General features: G+C 65.7%; 17 protein-coding genes. 12 read left to right on the forward strand and 5 right to left on the reverse strand.

Translation table 11 applies throughout. The annotated features are described in order from the left end of the window. Positions 1-6: 6 nt before the first annotated feature. The 3 genes from LGR69_RS27725 to LGR69_RS27735 all read right to left on the reverse strand — a co-directional run bounded on the left by LGR69_RS27725 (position 7) and on the right by LGR69_RS27735 (position 2,623). The gene (locus LGR69_RS27725) at positions 7-663 is read right to left on the reverse strand and encodes an alpha/beta hydrolase (RefSeq protein ID WP_230368055.1); all 657 of its coding nucleotides are present in this window, start codon (positions 661-663) and stop codon (positions 7-9) included. Next, positions 660-2,054, reverse strand: coding sequence for an MFS transporter (locus tag LGR69_RS27730; RefSeq protein WP_230368056.1), 1,395 nt, complete (start codon positions 2,052-2,054; stop codon positions 660-662). Before LGR69_RS27730 ends, LGR69_RS27725 begins: the two co-directional genes overlap by 4 nt. Before the next feature lie 80 nt (positions 2,055-2,134). Then, positions 2,135-2,623, reverse strand: a complete 489-nt coding sequence (locus LGR69_RS27735; RefSeq protein WP_230368057.1) for a carboxymuconolactone decarboxylase family protein — start codon at positions 2,621-2,623, stop codon at positions 2,135-2,137. A gap of 177 nt (positions 2,624-2,800) precedes the next feature. On the opposite strand from LGR69_RS27735, the gene LGR69_RS27740 reads away from it, so the two are divergent. The 3 genes from LGR69_RS27740 to LGR69_RS27750 all read left to right on the forward strand — a co-directional run bounded on the left by LGR69_RS27740 (position 2,801) and on the right by LGR69_RS27750 (position 6,040). Beyond that, complete coding sequence (locus LGR69_RS27740; protein WP_230368058.1) at positions 2,801-3,736, forward strand: LysR substrate-binding domain-containing protein; 936 nt, start codon at positions 2,801-2,803, stop codon at positions 3,734-3,736. Positions 3,737-3,810: 74 nt separating this feature from the next. Further along, a complete protein-coding gene (locus LGR69_RS27745; protein WP_230368059.1) occupies positions 3,811-4,461 on the forward strand; it encodes a polysaccharide deacetylase family protein in 651 nt (216 codons plus the stop codon). A gap of 202 nt (positions 4,462-4,663) precedes the next feature. After that, entirely contained in the window at positions 4,664-6,040 is a 1,377-nt protein-coding gene (locus LGR69_RS27750; RefSeq protein WP_230368060.1) for an MFS transporter, read from the forward strand. Between the two features lie 287 nt (positions 6,041-6,327). Here the strand turns inward: LGR69_RS27750 and LGR69_RS27755 are convergent, their stop codons facing one another. Next, complete coding sequence (locus LGR69_RS27755; RefSeq protein ID WP_007558306.1) at positions 6,328-7,767, reverse strand: aminotransferase-like domain-containing protein; 1,440 nt, start codon at positions 7,765-7,767, stop codon at positions 6,328-6,330. A gap of 357 nt (positions 7,768-8,124) precedes the next feature. Here LGR69_RS27755 and LGR69_RS27760 point away from each other — a divergent pair, with 357 nt between their 5' ends. The 9 genes from LGR69_RS27760 (at position 8,125) to LGR69_RS27800 (ending at position 16,741) form a co-directional block, all read left to right on the forward strand. Next, positions 8,125-8,607 (forward strand): MSMEG_0572/Sll0783 family nitrogen starvation response protein, encoded by a 483-nt coding sequence (locus LGR69_RS27760; RefSeq protein ID WP_007558304.1) that lies wholly within the window; start codon positions 8,125-8,127, stop codon positions 8,605-8,607. Positions 8,608-8,690: 83 nt separating this feature from the next. Beyond that, the gene (locus LGR69_RS27765) at positions 8,691-9,767 is read left to right on the forward strand and encodes a Nit6803 family nitrilase (RefSeq protein WP_007558302.1); all 1,077 of its coding nucleotides are present in this window, start codon (positions 8,691-8,693) and stop codon (positions 9,765-9,767) included. Beyond that, positions 9,721-10,824: an MSMEG_0568 family radical SAM protein gene (locus tag LGR69_RS27770; protein WP_007558301.1), complete on the forward strand. Its 1,104-nt coding sequence runs from the start codon at positions 9,721-9,723 to the stop codon at positions 10,822-10,824. The genes LGR69_RS27765 and LGR69_RS27770 overlap by 47 nt, the downstream gene beginning before the upstream one ends. Then, positions 10,821-11,366 (forward strand): MSMEG_0567/Sll0786 family nitrogen starvation N-acetyltransferase, encoded by a 546-nt coding sequence (locus LGR69_RS27775; protein WP_007558299.1) that lies wholly within the window; start codon positions 10,821-10,823, stop codon positions 11,364-11,366. The genes LGR69_RS27770 and LGR69_RS27775 overlap by 4 nt, the downstream gene beginning before the upstream one ends. Further along, positions 11,366-12,361, forward strand: coding sequence for a sll0787 family AIR synthase-like protein (locus LGR69_RS27780; protein WP_007558297.1), 996 nt, complete (start codon positions 11,366-11,368; stop codon positions 12,359-12,361). The genes LGR69_RS27775 and LGR69_RS27780 overlap by 1 nt, the downstream gene beginning before the upstream one ends. After that, a complete protein-coding gene (locus LGR69_RS27785) occupies positions 12,358-13,533 on the forward strand; it encodes an MSMEG_0565 family glycosyltransferase (protein ID WP_007558294.1) in 1,176 nt (391 codons plus the stop codon). Before LGR69_RS27780 ends, LGR69_RS27785 begins: the two co-directional genes overlap by 4 nt. Further along, positions 13,526-13,807 (forward strand): MSMEG_0570 family nitrogen starvation response protein, encoded by a 282-nt coding sequence (locus LGR69_RS27790; protein WP_230368061.1) that lies wholly within the window; start codon positions 13,526-13,528, stop codon positions 13,805-13,807. The genes LGR69_RS27785 and LGR69_RS27790 overlap by 8 nt, the downstream gene beginning before the upstream one ends. A gap of 38 nt (positions 13,808-13,845) precedes the next feature. Beyond that, entirely contained in the window at positions 13,846-15,114 is a 1,269-nt protein-coding gene (locus LGR69_RS27795; RefSeq protein WP_007558290.1) for an MSMEG_0569 family flavin-dependent oxidoreductase, read from the forward strand. 655 nt (positions 15,115-15,769) lie between these two features. Beyond that, the gene (locus LGR69_RS27800) at positions 15,770-16,741 is read left to right on the forward strand and encodes a transporter family protein (RefSeq protein ID WP_007558288.1); all 972 of its coding nucleotides are present in this window, start codon (positions 15,770-15,772) and stop codon (positions 16,739-16,741) included. A 607-nt stretch (positions 16,742-17,348) separates the two neighbouring features. On the opposite strand, the gene LGR69_RS27805 is transcribed toward LGR69_RS27800, so the two are convergent. Further along, positions 17,349-18,254 carry a helix-turn-helix domain-containing protein gene (locus LGR69_RS27805; RefSeq protein ID WP_007558286.1) on the reverse strand — a complete coding sequence of 302 codons (906 nt, stop codon included), beginning with the start codon at positions 18,252-18,254 and terminating at the stop codon, positions 17,349-17,351. Positions 18,255-18,327: the final 73 nt, after the last annotated feature.

Below are 18,327 nucleotides of genomic sequence, written 5' to 3' on the forward strand. Positions count from 1 at the left end.
TCCGGATTAGGGGCGATTCAAGTGGGAGGAAACCGGTCCAGCAGATACCCCTTCGGCGAAGGAGCCGAGCCAGTCGCGGGCGAGGGTCACGTCGGCCGCGGTTAGGTCGTGGCCGCAGGGTAGGACATGGTGGGCCGCTTCGGCGCCCTGCTTGGTTAGGCAAAGCGTCAAATCAGCCCCGAGTGCCGGTGGCGCGATCGAATCCGTCTCGCCCGAGACGACGACGGCGCGCCGCCCGACGAGGGCAGCCGGCGCGCTACCAGTCAGGGGGGGAACGGCGCGCAACAGGATCGCGCCCGTCAGAAGAGCGGGATGCAGAAGCATGAGTGCGGCCGCGATGTTGGCTCCGTTCGAGAAGCCGAGGGCAAGCGGGGGCCCGAAGCCGTAACGGTCGCGGGCGGCCGCGACGAAGGCCGCCAGCTCATCGGCTCGGCGGACGACCTCGGATGAATCGAAACGACCGTCCGGATGGCGAGCGAAGTGGCGCAGCTTGCCGCCTTCCGATACGGCCCCGCGGACAGCCAGCATCGGTGCGCCGGAGGCCGCTGCCTGAGCAAAGGGCACAAGCTCGTCTTCGTTGCCTCCGGTGCCGTGCAGGAGGAGGAGCGGCGACCGGCCCCCTTCCGACGCATACCAGCGGTGAGCCAAGCTATCGAGGCTCACCGGCCTGCCTCCGGCCCGAAAGCGAGCCCGGAGGTGGCGGGGTGGGGCGTGAGTCGCGTGAACGGGCGGCGTGTCGCCAGGAGTAGCACCACGATGCCCGTCAGCATCAGGCCCGTCATGAACCACAGGCCGGGCGTCAGGCTCCCGGTCGCGTTCCGGATCCAGCCGAGCAGGAAGGGGCTCACGAAGCCACCCGTGAGGCCAAGGCAATTGATCAGCGCTAGACCGCCCGCGGCCGAACGCTCGGGGAGATAGGCCATCGGGATGCCGTAGAAGATCGGCATCGCGCCGAAGAGCGTCGCGGTCGCGACGGAGAGCAGTGCCAGGACGACTGGAAGGTTCGCGCCGACGAGGGACGCCCCAATCAGCGCGCAGGCACCGACACCAACACAGACGGCGTAGTGCCACCGCCGCTCCTGCCGTCGATCCGAGCGTCGGGACAGCCACACCATGCCGATGCCGCCGACCGCATAGGGGATTACGGACCATAGGCCGATCGCGGCGGCTCCCTGGACACCGGCGGCCTGCATCATCACGGGCATCCAGAAGGTGATCGCGTAGAGCCCGCAGACGAGGGTGAAGTACGCCAGCGCGAGGACGTAGATTCGTAGGTCGCGGAACGCAGCACCGAATGCGTGGCCGCCGGCAGCCAAGTTCGCGTCCCGGTCGATCTCCGCCAGGAGGAACGTCTTTTCGGATGATGTCAGCCAGGGAGCATCCTGAGGCTTGTCCACGAGGATCCGGAGCGCGACGAGCCCGAGAAGCACGGCCGGCATTCCCTCCAGGAGGAACATCCACTGCCAGCCCCTGAGTCCGAGAACGCCCTGCATGCCTTCGAGGATGAGGCCCGAGACGGGGGCGCCGATCACGCCGGCGAGCATGCTGCCGCTCAGGAAGATCGCAGTCATCTCCGCCCGGCGGCGGTTCGGATACCAGAGCGTCAGGTAGTACATCACGCCGGGGGCGAGGCCCGCCTCGAATGCGCCCAGGATCAGCCTCAGCGCGTAGAACGAATGGGGCCCGGTGATGAACATCGTCGCTGAGGAGGCTAAACCCCACAGGATTAGGATGCGCGCCAGCGTTCGCCGGGCGCCGACGCGCTGAAGGACGAAGTTGCTCGGGACTTCGCACAGAAAGTAACTGACGAAGAATAGTCCGGCGGCGAGGCCGTAGACCGCGTCGTTGAAGCCCAGCTCCGCGCGCATGTGCAACTGCGCGTAGCCGATGTTCACCCGGTCGAGATAGGCCGCCACGTAGCACGCGAAGAGGAACGGCAGCAGCCGCCACTGCAATTTTCGATAGAGTGCGGCGCTATCCACATCATCCGTCGCGAACGACTCGGCAGGCGGCCGGCCAAGCACGGGCAGATCACCTCCGGGCGTCACGTCCATTTCTATATTCTCCCTATCCTGTTCCGGAGCTTCCGTCCGGTTTGAGGGCGCGCCGGGCGCAAGTTCTCTCGCGCTCGCCCTCACAGGCGCGAGAACCAGTCCTCCAGTTCGATATTGAGGGGGAGGAGGATGCGAACGACGCAGTTGTACCAAGCCGTCGTCAGGACCAATTCCAGTCGTTCCTGCTCGTCCAGGAAGCCGCACAGTTCGACCCAGAGGCCGTCATCGACACGGCCGGTCCGCGTCACGTCGCGAGCGAAGCGCATGACGGCGCGTTCGGAAGCGGTGAACTGGTCATCCGTCTCAAACTCCGCGAGCTTCTCCAGCTTGGCTTGGGGCAGCCCGGCCTTCACCGCCGAGTTCCAGTGATGCGCGACCTCGTAGTCCGCCCGCGTCTCGAGGCCGACAGTCAGGACGGCCAATTCGCGGAGTTGCCGGTCGAGCAACGTGCTCTGGCGCAGCGACATCGCCATCGCGAGAACCCCGTCACACAGCGCAGGCGCGTTCGCGACGGCGAGAAAGACGTTCTCGACCGGCTTTCCCCGCAGCGCTTCCAGGCGGTCGAACAATCCCTGGTGATCTGGTCCGACGCTGTCCCGGCTCGCGTTCTCAATCCTCGGCACTTCGAGCTCCCAATCAGGGCGTTTGCGCGGTGTGGCGGACCGTGAGGGAAGGAGCCGTCAGCCCAGCGTCGGGACCGTATAGCGCGCCGAGTTGCATCGATATAATGATATCGATGCATTCAATTGATCGATGCCGTCGATCGAACGGGCAGACCGATGGAACTCCGTCACCTGCGTTACTTCGTGGCTCTGGCCGAGCACCTGAGCTTCACCCGGGCCGCGCGGCAGACGCACATCACCCAATCGACCCTGTCTCACCAGATCCGGCAACTGGAGGACCAGGTCGGGCAACGCCTGTTCGACCGCGTCGGCAAGCGCGTGTTCCTCACGGAAGCCGGGCAGAACCTGCTGCCCCGTGTCCTGCGGGCTCTCGGCGAACTGGACGAGGGCCTTCGGGCGCTCTCACCCCAGGATCAGGTCCTGACCGGTTGGCTCAGGATTGCCGCCACGCACACTTTCAATGTCAACCTCGTCCCCGCCTGCCTGACCGAGTTCCTCACCCGCAATCCCTCGATGCGCGTCGTCGTGGAGGAACTCGCCGCTAGCGTGATCGAGGAGCGGCTCCTGACCGGTGCCCTCGATCTCGGTATCTCCTACAGGCCGGACCACCAGCAGGATCTGGCCTTCGAACCCCTCTATGACGAGCCTCTGGATCTCGTGCTGTCGCCTGACCACCGATGGGCAACCAGGAAATGGGTCCGGATGGCGGAACTCCACCATCAACCGGTCGTGTTGCTCTCACCGGAATTCACCACGCGCAGGCTGCTGGATGAATGCTTCCGGCAATGCGGCGCCGTTCCGCACCTAGTCGCAGAGATGAACACAATCGGCCCCATCCTCGGCCTCGTTCGGCGTATGAACATCGTCGCGATCCTTTCGCGACAGGCCGTCCCAGAGGACGGGACGCTTTTGTCGGTCCCTCTGGAAACTCCCACGCCCATGCGGAGCCCTGGTGTGCTACTGCGCCGGAACGAGGTCCTGCCTCCGCACGTCGCATCGTTCCTGCACACGCTCCGGCGAGCCTGCGATAAGGCTTCTCCCCCGCCGCGTCGGTTGTAACGGGGATGCCCTCGCGGGGACTCGCCGGTGGGTCCACGATCGCTACGGCGAACGAGCCCGAATTGGAGTGAGATATGGCAGCCAAGCAGGTCACCCTCACCTTCGACAACGGCCCCACACCACATGTGACGGATCGGATCTTGGAAATCCTCGACCGGGCCGGGATCAAGACCACCTTCTTCGTGATCGGGCAGAGGCTCGACGACCCCGCTGCAGCCGATCTCATGCGGGCCGCTCATACAGCGGGGCATTGGATCGGAAATCACACCTTCACGCATTCGGTGGCACTCGGGGACCGGACGGACCGGGACTATGCGCTCCGAGAGATCGAAGACACGCAGCAACGGATCGGATCGCTGACGCGACCGGAGAAGCTCTTCCGCCCCTACGGGAACGACGGGCTGATCGGCCGGCATTTGTTGAGTCGTGCGGCGCTCGATCACCTTCTCGCCGAACGCTACACGACGATCACCTGGAACAGTGTTCCCGGTGACTGGAAGGACGCGGACGGCTGGGTCGAGACCGCGATGGCTCAGGTGCGGGGGCAGGACTGGAGTGTCATGGTCATCCACGACATCGAGGCTGGATGCCTCGCCCGGTTGCCTGAGCTGATTCAACGTGTGACGGATCTTGGTGCGACCTTCGAGCAAACGATTCCGCGCTCGGTGATTCTGACCGAGGCCGGACGGACCGTATCGATGTCTCCGGACTTAATGGCCGATTGATCGGCGCGCACCCGCAGGCTGCGCGGCAGAATTGGCCGGTATCATCGATCGATGGCATCGATTAAAACGATGAAAATATATCATCGCAGCACTGCAAAACGACCTGCTATGCTTCGTTGCGAGACTTGGCTCGATTGGGATAGCGCGAACACTCCGAACAGGGTCGCGTGGCGAAAGCCAAGCTCGCGACGGGGGATCCGGAATGGCCGATGCGTCCGCGACGCGCGTTGCTATCGAGCAGGCGTCTGAAAACGAGCGAGCCATGATCTATCGGAAGATCGGCCTTCGGCTGATCCCGATAATCTTCCTGTGCTATGTCCTGAACTATATCGATCGTGTAAACGTCAGCTTCGCCAAGTTGACGTTCCAGAGTGACATCGGCCTGTCGGACGCAAGTTACGGCTTCGGCGTCGGCATCTTCTACGTTGGATATATTCTCTTCGAGGTGCCGAGCAATCTTCTCCTCGGCCGCATTGGCGCGCGGAAGACGCTGACGCGCATCATGTGCCTGTGGGGCCTCGTGTCCTGCTCAATGGCGTTCGTGACGACCCCGGCGACCTTCTACCTGGCTAGGATCCTCCTCGGTGCGGCCGAAGCTGGCTTCTTCCCGGGCATCGTCCTCTACCTCACATTCTGGTTTCCCCATCGCCTGCGTGGGCGTGTGATGTCGCTGTTCGTCCTCGCCATCGCGGTGTCGGGCATCGTAGGCGGCCCGGCCTCCGGTTGGATCTTGCAGAACCTCGCCGGGGCGGCCGGCTTCAAGGGCTGGCAATGGCTGTTCCTCGTAGAGGGGGCGCTGCCAGTACTCGTCGGATTCAGCGCGTTCTTTGTGCTGAGTGACCGACCCGCGGATGCCGCCTGGCTGACGCCACGGGAGAAGGCGATCGTGGCGGCCGATCTCTCATCCGGGACCGTTGAACAGGGACACACTCCCGCGAGGGCCTTCCTGTCAGCCCTGCGAAATCCGAAGCTGTGGATCGCGACCTTCGGATATTTCTCCATCACCTGGGCGGGGACCGTTCTGAACTTCTGGGCGCCAACGATCATTCAGCGATCGGGCGTAGCCAACGTATTTAGCGTCGGGCTCCTGTCGGCGATCCCTTATTCCGTGGGTGCCGTCGGCATGCTCCTGCTGTGTCGTAGTTCGGACCGGCGACTCGAGCGGCGGTGGCATTTCGCCCTATCCGCCTTCCTGGCCGCGACGGCCGCCCTCGCCATTTCGATCGTCGCGCAGAACGTTGCGGCGGCCATCGCCTGCCTTGCCCTGCTCGCCATCGGTTATCTGTCGGCGACCGCCCTCTTCTGGACCATACCGGTGCGCTTCTTGACCGAAGCCGAAGCCGTGGGAAGTCTCGCCTTCATCAGCAGCATGGGGCAGGTCGGAAGCCTGGCGGCGCCAATCGCGTTCGGGTTTTTCACGAGCCTGACGGGCGGTCTCGCCGTCTCGACGGGTCTCGTCGCTTTCGTCCTTGCCGCCGGCGGAATGGCTATTCTCTCCCTCCGCGCCCCGCGTTTGGTCGAAAGGCCTTTGTCATCAAAGCCAATTAACACGAGCAGCGATTTCGGCACGCGGTCGTGACATCGCTTTCATCGCGAGTGTCCGATTCCACAGCGGGCATGCTCTGAAGCGGACGCGCTGCTTTCGGCCAGCCTACGCCATGCCGGATCTCCGATGGGCGCAAAAGCGGTCGTTCCGCTTTGCGCCCATCCAAGCCATTTAATCTTCTGACGTTGTATCCCGTAAGCGGACCTTCGTGCGCCGCTGCGAGCCATTCACATTAGGATCGCGAACTGGCCGAGGTTGAAACCGCTAAGCTTACCTCCGACTGACCGAGGGCATTTCGACCTGTATCCGGCTCGAAAAATTCAGATGTAGGCTGAGGCGAGGGCCGGCGAGCCTTCGAGGGCGTGGGCGAGCACTTCCAGGCCGTGCGTGATCTGCTGCCGGGTTGAGGGGCCGCCCAGACAGAGACGGACCGCTTCCGGCGGCGTCCCCGCGACGCAAAACGGGTCGCTGGCGATGACGCCGAGCCCGGCCGACCGACCTTGGCTGGCGAAGGCCGAGCGCGTCCAACCCTCCGGCAGCGTGATCCAGACGTGGAAGGCATGCGGATCGGCGGTGTAGGTCCCGGCGGGAAGCATCGCGGTTGCGATGCGTTGGCGCGCGGCCGATTCCTCGCGAACGAACTGCACGATGGCCTCCGCCGTGCCGTCCATGATCCACCGCGTCGCCAGGGCCGTCGCGATCGGTGAGGCCATGACCGTGGCCGTGCGCAGGGCGCCGCCCAGTGGCAGGGCGGACCGGGCGCTCGGGGCGACCAGGAAGGCGAGCCGAAGTCCGGCACCCAAGCACTTGGCGAGACCTGCCACGTAATAGGTGATCTCCGGCGCGAGTTCCGCAAAACTCGGCGGCGGGGTCGGGCAGATGCGGGCGTAGGCGTCGTCCTCGATGATGGTGACGGCGTATCGCCGCGCAACCGCGATCACAGCCTCGCGCCGCGTCCTGGGCAGGGTCGCGGTGGTGGGGTTCTGTAGCAACGGGTTCAGGTAGATGGCCTTCGGTGCCACTTTGGTGCAGGCGGCGGCGAAAGCATCAGGATCGACGCCGTACCGGTCCATGGGCAGATCGACGAGGCGAAGGCGCAAATGCGCCGCAAGCGCGCGGATGCCGGGATAGGTGATCCGCTCGGCGCAGATCGTGTCGCCCGGCCGGGCGACCTGCCCCAGGATGCTGAACAGGGCGCTGTGCGCCCCCGGGCAGATCAGCAGACGCTCCCGGGACGTGACGACCCCGCGGCCTTTCAGCCAGCGCAAAGCCGCCTCCTTGTCCTCCTCGGTCCCGCCGAAGCCCTGATAGCGCAATAGGTTGGTGAGATTGCCGGACAGATCCACGAGTGCGGCCTGCATCCGGGCTTGCAGGGCCGGCGTGTCAGGCTCGGGGGGCAGGTTCATGGTGAAATCGACCGGACCGATCCGACGCGCGGGCGCGGCGGCAGGCGAACGGGGCGGGCGAGCCGGATCGACCACGAAGGTCCCCTGGCCGACGCGCCCCTCGATCAGTCCGCGCTTATGGGCCTCGACGTAGCCGCGTGAAACCGTCGTGAAGTTCAGATCGAGCGCCTCGGCGAGGGCGCGCTGGGTCGGGAGGCGCGTCCCCGCCGTCAGGCGCCCCGTCCGGATGTCGTCGGCCAAGGCCTCCGCAATCGCGAGGTAATGAGGCTTGCCCCACCGCTTTAGATCCGGCGTCCAGGCGCCGGTCCCTCCAATCTGCGCGTTCAGTCGTTCGTCTCGCTCGGGCGAAGTCATGCGTGGCGGCCCAGATCATGATGCGATCAATGCTTGATTGTATGGTCTGCAATAGCCGTACCGCGATCAAGCTCCGCAGGACCATTCTCCGGCATCCATACAATGCCGACAATCTTCGATCCGCAAACAGCCATCCTCTGGTGATTGTGTACTCATATTTCGCTCAATAACTAGGCGGCAGGCGCAAGGCCTAATATACTCGAGCCAGCTGCATTGATCGCATTATTGTATGAATATCGCTCCGACACCTTGTATGGCTGATTGATCGAAGTCCTCTGGCACACCGCTTGCCATGAATGGTTTACGGCCGCTCGAAGTTCAGTCTTCCGCGGTCCAATCCTTCGAGGAGAGAAATCAATGCCTGCTGTGAACCGCGAGCATCACAAGAAGGGCGACTTCCTGGTCGATTACGAGGAGAAGGTCTTCGAGGACGTCAAGGCCGAGCCGGGCCAGAAGGCGCTGGTGACCTTCCATACCGTCGCGTTCGAGGGTTCGATCGGCCTTGTGAACCTGCTCCAGGCCACGCGCCTGCAGCGCAAGGGGTTCGAGACGTCGATCCTGCTCTACGGTCCGGGCATCACGCTAGGCGTCCAGCGCGGCTTCCCACGGCTCGGCGACGAGGCCTTTCCGGGCCACCTCAACTTCAACAACCAGCTTGAGAAGTTCATGGCCGAGGGTGGCAAGGTCTATGCCTGCCGGTTCTCGACCCAGGCTCTCTACGGCCACGGCGAGGCCGCCTTCATCGAGGGCATCCGCATGATCAACCCTCTCGACGTCCTCGACTGCATCCTCCTGCACAAGCGCGACAACGCGGTGATCATCGACACCTGGACCGTCTGATCGGCCCTTTGGCTTCCAGTCCGGGACGTCGCATCCGGCGGCCGCGCGCGACGTGGCCGCCGTTCACAGCCGGAGGATCGCCCATGTCAGACAGCCGGATCGTGCGGGCCGCCGCCGTCCAGATCGCGCCAGACCTCGACCGGCCGGAGGGCACTCTGGAGCGGGTGCTCAATGCCATCGATGAGGCCGCCGCCAAGGGCGCGCGCTTCATGGTCTTTCCCGAGACCTTCGTCCCCTATTACCCCTACTTCTCGTTCGTGCTGCCGCCGGCGATGCAGGGCGCCGAGCACCTGCGCCTCTACGAGCGGGCCGTGACGGTGCCGGGACCCGTGACCCAGGCGGTCTCCGTCGCCGCACGCCGTCACGGGGCGGTCATCGTGCTCGGGGTCAACGAGCGCGATCACGGCTCGCTCTACAACGCGCAGCTGGTCTTCGACGCCGACGGGAGCCTCAAGCTCAAGCGCCGCAAGATCACGCCGACCTATCATGAGCGGATGATCTGGGGTCAGGGCGACGGCGCCGGCCTTACCGTGGTCGATACGGCGGTGGGGCGCGTCGGCGCGTTGGCCTGTTGGGAGCACTACAATCCGCTCGCCCGCTACGCCCTGATGGCGCGCCACGAAGAGATCCACGCGGCGCAGTTCCCGGGCTCCCTCGTGGGCCAGATCTTCGCCGACCAGATGGAGGTGACGATCCGCCATCACGCCCTGGAGGCGGCCTGCTTCGTGGTGAACGCCACGGGCTGGCTCACCGACGAACAGGTGGCGCAGGTCTGCCCGGACGAGCGCCTGCGCGGCGCCTGCCACGGCGGCAACTGCACCGCCATTGTCTCGCCGGAAGGCAAGCACCTCGCGGAGCCGCTGGGCGCTGGCGAGGGTATCCTGATCGCCGACATGGACCTGGCGCTGGTGACCAAGCGCAAGCGGATGATGGACTCGGTCGGCCACTACGCCCGGCCCGAACTTCTCAGCCTGCTCCACGACGACCGCCCGGCCTCGTTCGTGCACCAGCCGATCCGTTCCCAGACCGATTTCCGGAGTCTCGACCATGAGCAGCAGCCCGCTTCCGACGAGCCTTCCCGCGTTCCCGCCGGTGGTGGCGGGCTTGGTCGGGATGCCGACGGAGCGCCTGATCAACGCATTGCAGTCCTACGGCGTTAGGCTCGCCGACAGCCGCGCCGGGGCGCCGAGCCGCCGCGGCGGGGCCGGTCCGTCGGACCACAAGGCCATGACCATCGCGGGCCGGACCGTGATGGTGCCGGTCCACACCGAGGCCGCCTTTGATTCGCCCTTCCTCGTCCGCCGCCCGGACGACAACGGGGTCTCGGTGATCGAGCATGACGGCGTGGTGATCGGGCAGGCGACCTTCCCGGGCAAGCCGCGCTTCTACGCGCTCTCGACCTTCGACGGCGTGCCGTATTCGAAGATCGCCGTTCTGCACGGGCGGGACGTGCTGGCCACCACCGTGCTCCAGACCTGTATCCGCTACGCGAGCCGCACGAAGACTTGCCAGTTCTGCTCGATCGGCCAATCGCTCGCCGCCGGTCGCACCGTCGCGCACAAGACGCCCGAACAGCTGGCCGAGGTCGCCCGCGCAGCGGTGCTCCTCGACGGCGTCAAGCACATGGTCATGACGACCGGCACGCCGAACGCGACCGACCGGGGCGCCGCCGTGCTCTGCGAGAGCGCCTTCGCCGTCAAGGCCGCGGTCGACCTGCCGATCCAGGCGCAGTGCGAGCCGCCGGATGACGACCGCTGGTTCGAGCGGATGAAAGCGTCGGGCATCGATGCCCTCGGTATGCATCTGGAAGCCGTCACGCCCGAAGTCCGGGCCCGGATCATGCCCGGGAAGGCGAGCGTGCCGCTGGAGCGGTACTACGGGGCCTTCGAGGCGGCCGTTCCCGTCTTCGGGCGGGGCCAGGTCTCGACCTACATCCTGGCCGGGCTAGGCGACGCCCCGGAGGCGATCCTGGCGATGGCCGAGCGCCTGATCGGGATGGGCGTCTACCCGTTCGTGGTGCCGTTCGTGCCGATCTCGGGCACCCCGCTGGAGAGCCATCCGGCGCCCGGCCCCGATGTCATGCACGGCATCCTCAAACCCCTCGCGGACATGCTGGTCGGCGCGGATCTTCGTTCGACCGACATCAAGGCCGGATGCGGGCGCTGCGGCGCCTGCTCGGCGCTCTCCACCTACGAGCGCGCGGGGGCGGTCTCATGATCTTCGAGCCCGTGCCGCCCTATTGGCCAAGCCACTTCCGCATCAAGTTCGCCACGAGTTCGTGGGAGCGGAACGCCTGCGCGGCGCTCCGCCGCCAGGTCTTCTGCACGGAGCAGCGCATCTTCACCGGGGACGACCGGGACGCCGTCGACGCGCACGCGATCCCGATCTGTGCCCTCTCGACTCTCGGCGGCGACGCCGACGCGGTCGTCGGCACCGTCCGCATCCACGAAGCGTCGGAGCGTGCCGGCGCATGGTGGGGATCCCGCTTGGCCGTCGCCGGACCGTTCCGCGGCACCGCTGCCCTGGGAGCCGGGCTCATCCAAGTCGCGGTCTCCTCGGCCCATGCGAGGGGCTGCACGCGGTTCCTGGCCCACGTGCAGGATCGGAATGTTCCGTTGTTCCAGGCCCTGCATTGGACGAGCCTCGACGAGGTCGAACTGCACGGGCGACCGCATCACCTGATGCAGGCAGACCTCGCGGCCTACCCGCCGATGCACGACCCCGAGCACGGGCTCGTCACGTTCCACAAGGCCGCGTGATGTCGTCGGGCTTCGACATCCAGTCCTTGGCCGGCCAGATCCGTGACGCGCGCGGAGTCGCGCACAAGCGCGACATCGATGCCGTGGTCGAGCGGCTCGGGCTGAACAGCCGGCACGACGCGGTGCCGGTCGGCGACGATTGTGCCGCCATACCGGATGGCGACGGCCACCTGCTGTTCGCCATCGAGGGCTTCCTCGACAGCTTCGTCGCGGCCGATCCGTATTTCGCTGGCTATTGCGGCATCATGGTCAACCTCAGCGACATCGCCGCCATGGGTGGGCGCCCGCTCGCGGTAGTCGACGCGCTGTGGAGCCGAGATGCCGCGGCCGCGGACCCGATCCTGGCAGGCCTGTCCGACGCAGCGGCACTGTACGGCGTCCCGATCGTCGGCGGTCACACCAATACGCGCGCTGAAGCCGGCAACCTCGCGGTCGCCGTGCTCGGCCGCGCTGGCCCGCGCCTGCTCACGAGCTTCGACGCGGCGCCCGGCGACGACTTCGTCGCGGCGATCGACCTGCGCGGACGCTTCCGCGACCCATACCCGTACTGGGACGCCTCGACCGGCACGGCCGGCGAGCGTCTGCGCGGTGATCTCGCGCTGCTGCCGGGCTTGGCGGAGAGCGGGCTCTGCCGGGCGGCCAAGGACATCAGCATGGCGGGCGTCGTCGGCACTGCCCTGATGCTGCTGGAATGCTCGCATGTCGGCGGCATCATAGACCTCGACGCGATCCCGCGGCCCACCGGTGTCCCGCTCGACCGGTGGCTCACCGCCTTCCCAAGCTTCGGCTACCTTCTGAGCGTGCACCCGGACTGCACGCCGGACGTCCTCGCGCGGTTCGCCGAACGGGATATCGCGGTCGCCACGGTCGGTAAGCTCGATGCGAGCCGGGTCGCCCGGGTTCGCGATGCCTCCGGCGGAGAGGCCGTGGTCTGGGACTTCACGATCAGCCCGCTGATCGGTTGTGGCCAGGATGGCGCGGGTGTCGTCCGATGACGCCCCTGCGCATTGCCATCCTGACCCACTCCACCAATCCACGGGGCGGCGTCGCGCATTGCCTCGCCCTGGCCGAGGCCCTGTGCGCGCTCGGGCATGAGGCGGTGGTCCACGCGCCCGATCCGTCGGGGCGCGGCTTCTTTCGCGCGGCCGCCTGCCCGACGGTATCGGTAGCCGCAAAGCCGATCGCCGGCGCAACGGTCGACCTCGTGCGGGCGCGCATCGACGATTACCTGCGCCACTTCGCGTCCCCCGCCGCCTGTGACTTCGACGTCTTTCACGCCCATTGCGGCATCGGCGGCAATGCCCTCGCGACGCTGAAACACCGCCGCTTGATCCCCGGCTTCGTGCGCACGGTCCACCACGTCGACAGCTTCGCCGACCCGGTGCTCGCGACGTGGCAGGATCGCTCGATTCGTGAGGCCACGCACCTGCTCTGTGTCAGCCGCACCTGGGCCGACCGGATCGCGACCGATCGCGGTGCGGAGATCGGTGTCGTCGGGAACGGCGTGGACTTGGCGATGTACCAGGAGGCGCCGAGCGAAGCCGATCTGATTGTGAGGGAGCGCTGGGGCCTCGGTGCCGGGCCGGTCGTCCTGAGCGTCGGTGGCTTCGAGGCGCGCAAGAATACGGCCGGGATCATCGAGGCTTTCGCGCTCTTGCGTCGACGCCATCGCCAAGCGCAGCTCGTGGTCGTCGGCGGCGCATCGCTCCTCGATCACGCCTCCTATGGCGCCCACTGCCGCGCCACTCTGCAAGCCCATGGGCTTGCGATCGGGCGCGGCGAGGCGGTGATCGAGACCGGGCCCGTCTCGCAGGAGGAGATGCCGGCCTTCTATCGCAGAGCGGCCGTCCTCGCCTTTCCATCCTGGACGGAGGGTTTCGGGCTCTGCGTCCTGGAGGCGATGGCCTGCGGCACCCCGGCGATCGTCTCTCGCCTGCCGCCCTTCACCGAGTACCTCCGGAGTGACGACGCCCTCTTCGTCGATCCCGGCGATCCCCGGGCCATCGCCGACGCCATGACGGCCGCCCTGGCCCCGATGACGCGCGCGAGGCTGCGGGTTGCCGGTTCGACCCGGGCCGCCGCTCATTCCTGGGGCGCCTGCGCCGAGCGTCACCTCGATACTTACGCGGCCTGCGCCCGCGTCGAACGGGAGCCGATCCATGCCTGAGATGCACTTCCACATCCGCTGGCCCGATGGCCGGCGCGAGGCCTGCTACTCGCCCTCCCTCATCGTGAAGGATTTCCTCGCGGTCGGCGAAAGCTACGCCCTCGACGCCTTCGTTGAGAAGACCCGCACGGCCCTCACAATCGCGAGTGAGCGGGTGCGCGAGAAATACGGCTTCGCGTGCTCGTCGGCGATGGCCCAGCTCGCCCGGATCGAGACCGCGGCGAAGCAGCAGGACCCCGGGGGCCTCGTCACGGTCGAGACCTTCGAGTCCTGAACCCGGCGCCTTCCTCGAAGCATCGCGGAGTTAGAGCCATGACGTCCACGCCCCGTCACGTCCCCGTCGCCATCGTCGGCGGTGGCCAGGCCGGTCTCTCGGTCAGCTATCACCTGAAGCAGCGTGGGATCGATCATCTCGTCTTCGAGAAGGCATCCGCGGCGCACACGTGGTCGAGCCAGCGCTGGGACACGTTCTGCCTGGTCACGCCGAATTGGCAGTGCGACCTGCCCGGCCATCCCTACGACGGGCCGGATCCGGACGGGTTCATGAAGAAGGATGAGATCGTCGCGTATCTGAAGAACTTCGTGGCGAAGGTGAACCCGCCGATCCGGGAGGGTGTCGCAGTCACACGCGTCGAACGGCGCGACGACGGGACCTTCTCGGTCCAGACCTCGGACGGCGACTTCACGGCGAACGAGGTCGTGGTCGCCTCGGGCGGCTATCACACCCCGATCATACCGCGCATGGCCGAGAAATTGCCGGGGTCGGTCACGCAGATTCACTCGAACCAGTATCGCAACCCGGCCCAACTGCCGGAGGGCGAGGTTCTGGTGGTCGGCTCAGGTCAATCCGGCGCGCAGATCGCTGAAGATCTGCATCTCGCCGGTCGCACAGTGCATCTCGCGGTAGGCGACGCGCCACGCTGCGCCCGGTTCTACCGCGGCCGCGACGTCGTCACGTGGCTCGCCGATATGGGCTATTACGAGATGACCGTCGACAACCATCCGCTGCGCGACGGCGTCCGCGACAACACCAACCACTACGTGACCGGGCGCGACGGTGGCCGGGACATCGATCTGCGTCGCTTCGCCAAGGAGGGCATGAAGCTCTACGGTGTCCTGGAAGATTTTGAGGATGGCAGCCTACGCTTCCGCGACAATCTCAAGCGCTCACTCGACGGGGCCGACCGCACGTACAACGGCATCAACGCGGCCATCGACAAGTACATTGCCGAAAACAACGTCGATGCTCCGGTGCAGGCGCACTACACCCCCGTTTGGGAGCCGGGCGAGCCCATCACCCGTCTTGCCCTCGAAGGCTCCGGCATCACCGCGATCGTCTGGTGCATCGGTTTCACGCCGGACTTCCGATGGCTCGACGCGTCCGTGTTCAACGGAGCGGGAAACCCCAAGCACAAGCGTGGCGTGACGCAGGAGGACGGCGTCTATTTCATCGGTCTGCCCTGGTTGAATACCTGGGGCTCGGGCCGCTTCGGCGCAGTCGGCCGCGATGCCGAGTTCGTCGCGCAGAGGATCCAGACGCACCTCGGCGCCGAGCGGTTCGCCCTGAAGTTCGCCGTTTAGATGAAGCGCTCCCGAAGCGGCCGCTGGTACGGCACCGATGGCTGCCTCAGCCGGTGTTTGAGACAGCCTCGCCATCGCGTTATCTCGGGCGCGGGTTGATCAAGCCTCGAAGCCTGATGCCGCGCGGCCGCTCACCTGCGCGTAGGAGAAGGCCTGCGCAGCTAACCTTCAGGCATCGTGGCGTTGGATTGTCCCTCCAGCATGCTGCCCGCCCCACATGGGATATGCCGAACCTCTGTGTAGACGGTCTGTTTGAGAACAGGCCGTGGAAAGCGCTGGGACATCGTTCGTGAGAGTTGATTGCTCAAGCGCCCGATAGAGGCACGGCTAAGTCCTAAGCGGTCGTCCTTGCTGGCATCTTCTCTATGCCTCAGCCGTGCGAGCGAGCGAGCTCCGGCATGCTTCGATCCGGCCGCCGACAAGCGTGCTTTCGCAGCAACATGAGCGCACCCCCTCGTATCGCTCGTCATTTTTACAGTAGACTCAAAGTCAAACAATGACACACTTATAGTCGATATGGGAATGCGTACAAATTGATCGCGTTTCCATACAACTAAGACGCTGAAGTCCAACAAAACAACCGATCGGTATCTGCGCCGGGGCTTTTCGGCGAACGGGAACGCTCGGCCTGCGCCCGGCAAAAAGGGGATTGAGGATGCTGAACAGGATCACGGCAACGCTCGCGGGCGCTGCGGCCGTCGCGTTGAGCGCGACGGCCGCCTTCGCCCAAGCCACAACGATTCCGGGCGAGCAAGTCGGCCTCGCCGCCGGCGCGCCGTTGCCCGAGGGCCTCTACGCGGTCGACACCTTCATTTACCGTCGCACGGATCAGCCCTTCTCGCCCGACACCGCGATCAACGTCCCGTTCCTGCTCTGGTCGACCCCGCTGACACCTTTCGGCGGCCGCATCGAAGCGCTCGTCGCTCAGCCCACCGTTTTCGCCTTCACCCGCAACGGCGCCGGCCAGCGAAACAAGGATATCTCGATCAACGTCGGCACCCTCCTTGCCGGCATCTGGGCGTTCGACCTCGGCAACAATTTCGGCGTCAGTTTCCTGGGCGGCGTTCACTTGAACGACCTCGATGCCGGTCGCGGCTCGCTCGGGACCGGTTTGGCTGGAACGCCGGTGCTGCCGCAATTCTCTTCGAACACGTACAGGTTCGGCGTCGCCGGCAGCTACACCGGCGACGGCTGGAACATCACCGCCAACCTGACCGGCAACGTCTACGACACGCCCGGCCGCTTCGGCGGTCCCGTCGGTGCAGCGATCGGCCCAATCCGCCTCTCGGATGCAATCCTGCTGGATCTGACCGCCACGAAGAAGTTCGGCAACTTCGAGATCGGCCCGGTCGCCTACGGTGTCTACAACTTCGACACCAGCCAGTTCAGCGCCGCGAACGGCAATCGCGGCCGCTTCGCCGTCGGTGGCCTCATCGGTTACGATTTCAAGGCCTTCACCGTTCAGGCGTATGTGGCACGCGACGTGGTCACCGGTGCCCAGTACACGAACGCGCTCGGCCGGACCCGAGACAATTATTCGACCGACGGCTTCGTCCGCTTCGTCGTCCCGCTCTACACCCCGCCGGCGCCGGCTGCGGTGGTAGCCCCGCTGATCCGCAAGGGCTGACGCCAAGCGCTCATCCACCACGATCCGCACGCGGCCGTGGTGCACACGGAATCGAAGTGGAAATCCTTCCCAAGGTCCACGCTTCGATAGGGGCCGAGCGGCCCGGTCTCAACAGCTAAGCCCGCTCGGCCCCGCTGGCACACGGGGATGGTACAAAGTTGCCGAAACGACCGTCGTGACAGAGGCTGTGGCCCTGTACCAAATAGGCTGGATTCATCGATTATTTTTGGCCGCAAGTACTTGGACGGCCAACACTCGCTTTGCTTGGAAGTTTGTCCGATACTAGCTATACCGATATCGGCCAAGCCCGGTCTACCGCTCGGCTCTTATAGTTGCCGTATTGCCCCTCTCTGCGCGACCGGGAGCAAATAACGGGTCTGCATGTTCGACAACGGCCACATCATCCGCGAGGGACAGGTTTCGACTCTACGAATGGATCCAACCCCTATGAGAGAGTTCATGGGGCCAGTATCCCAAGATGCTCGCCACCAAGCCGCATTTTTCCGCGAGGTCTTCATATCTGCAGGCGTGCCAGTAAAACTCAGCCGGCGCGCACAGATCCTGCAAGTCCGACAGCCCAGATCACTGTCAAATTCGCATCGCCGGATCAGGATTGCCCGCAGAGCCTGTAATTTTTCGGTGTGAGGCCCGTCACCCGGCGAAACGCTGTCGCTAGATGGCTCTGGCTTGAGAAGCCCGTATCCAGCGCGATCGAGGTGACGGTGAGATCGGTCGAGAGGAGCAGGTTTTTGGCCCGCTCCACCCGGCGTGACAGCACGTATTGATGGACCGTCGTGCCCCATTGCCGGAGACAGGAGCGGGACAAGGAGCGTGCGGATACGCCGACCTCGCCCGCGATGGCCTCGAGGGACAGATCGTCGGCAAGGCGGTCCTCGATCAGGTCGCGGACGCGCCTCATCTCGCCGCAATCGAGCACCTGCCTGTCTGGGCCCCGCCGCGATGAGCGGCCGTTGGCTGTGTAGATCCGAACGAGTCGCACAACCATGGCGTGGACCAACTCGTCGACGTAGAGCGCCGACGAGGGATCCGGCTCCTCCCGCATGATCTCCAGGATAGCCAGCGCCAACTGCTCCAAGAGCGGGTCGGACGTCCCGAGCGGAACGTCGAGTTCGACGCGTGGGGCGGTCGCGCTGCACATCTGGCGCGCGGTCTCGTCGATCAATCCCTGGCGGAGATGCATCGCCAGCATCTCTGAGCGCCCCCGTCTCTGCCATTCGCTCTCGTCATGGGCCGGGATCAGGTGGAACTGGCGGGGACGCAGCGTGTGCGTTTCGGTCATGCCGCCGCGCCCGATGCGCCGGCGGATCTGGGCGGGACGATTGACGCAGTAGCCGAGGCAGGGGTTGCCGACCGGGTCGAGTGTCCCCGTCCAGGGCTCTACGGCGACGTGCTGCGCGTGGATGTCCCGCCAGCCCCGCCCCGTGCTGCGGGCCAATGCAATGTTCTTCGGCCAGGAGCCGATGTCACGCGTCTGCATCGTCGTGACCGTCATGGCCTCAATCTCACTGATACGCCCCGCCGGCGCATCCTCGCCTCACGATGTCCGGAATCTGTTCGAACCCGGC

It is taken from the genome of Methylobacterium brachiatum (genome assembly GCF_020523825.1).
Taxonomy (GTDB): domain Bacteria; phylum Pseudomonadota; class Alphaproteobacteria; order Rhizobiales; family Beijerinckiaceae; genus Methylobacterium; species Methylobacterium brachiatum.

Coding starts and splice junctions, on each gene's coding strand:
- LGR69_RS27730 (WP_230368056.1), bottom strand. CDS start 2,054: ATGGACGTGACGCCCGGAGGTGATCTGCCCGTGCTTGGCCGGCCGCCT.
- LGR69_RS27745 (WP_230368059.1), top strand. CDS start 3,811: ATGGCAGCCAAGCAGGTCACCCTCACCTTCGACAACGGCCCCACACCA.
- LGR69_RS27750 (WP_230368060.1), top strand. CDS start 4,664: ATGGCCGATGCGTCCGCGACGCGCGTTGCTATCGAGCAGGCGTCTGAA.
- LGR69_RS27755 (WP_007558306.1), bottom strand. CDS start 7,767: ATGACTTCGCCCGAGCGAGACGAACGACTGAACGCGCAGATTGGAGGG.
- LGR69_RS27760 (WP_007558304.1), top strand. CDS start 8,125: ATGCCTGCTGTGAACCGCGAGCATCACAAGAAGGGCGACTTCCTGGTC.
- LGR69_RS27765 (WP_007558302.1), top strand. CDS start 8,691: ATGTCAGACAGCCGGATCGTGCGGGCCGCCGCCGTCCAGATCGCGCCA.
- LGR69_RS27770 (WP_007558301.1), top strand. CDS start 9,721: ATGCCGACGGAGCGCCTGATCAACGCATTGCAGTCCTACGGCGTTAGG.
- LGR69_RS27775 (WP_007558299.1), top strand. CDS start 10,821: ATGATCTTCGAGCCCGTGCCGCCCTATTGGCCAAGCCACTTCCGCATC.
- LGR69_RS27780 (WP_007558297.1), top strand. CDS start 11,366: ATGTCGTCGGGCTTCGACATCCAGTCCTTGGCCGGCCAGATCCGTGAC.
- LGR69_RS27785 (WP_007558294.1), top strand. CDS start 12,358: ATGACGCCCCTGCGCATTGCCATCCTGACCCACTCCACCAATCCACGG.
- LGR69_RS27790 (WP_230368061.1), top strand. CDS start 13,526: ATGCCTGAGATGCACTTCCACATCCGCTGGCCCGATGGCCGGCGCGAG.
- LGR69_RS27795 (WP_007558290.1), top strand. CDS start 13,846: ATGACGTCCACGCCCCGTCACGTCCCCGTCGCCATCGTCGGCGGTGGC.
- LGR69_RS27800 (WP_007558288.1), top strand. CDS start 15,770: ATGCTGAACAGGATCACGGCAACGCTCGCGGGCGCTGCGGCCGTCGCG.
- LGR69_RS27805 (WP_007558286.1), bottom strand. CDS start 18,254: ATGACGGTCACGACGATGCAGACGCGTGACATCGGCTCCTGGCCGAAG.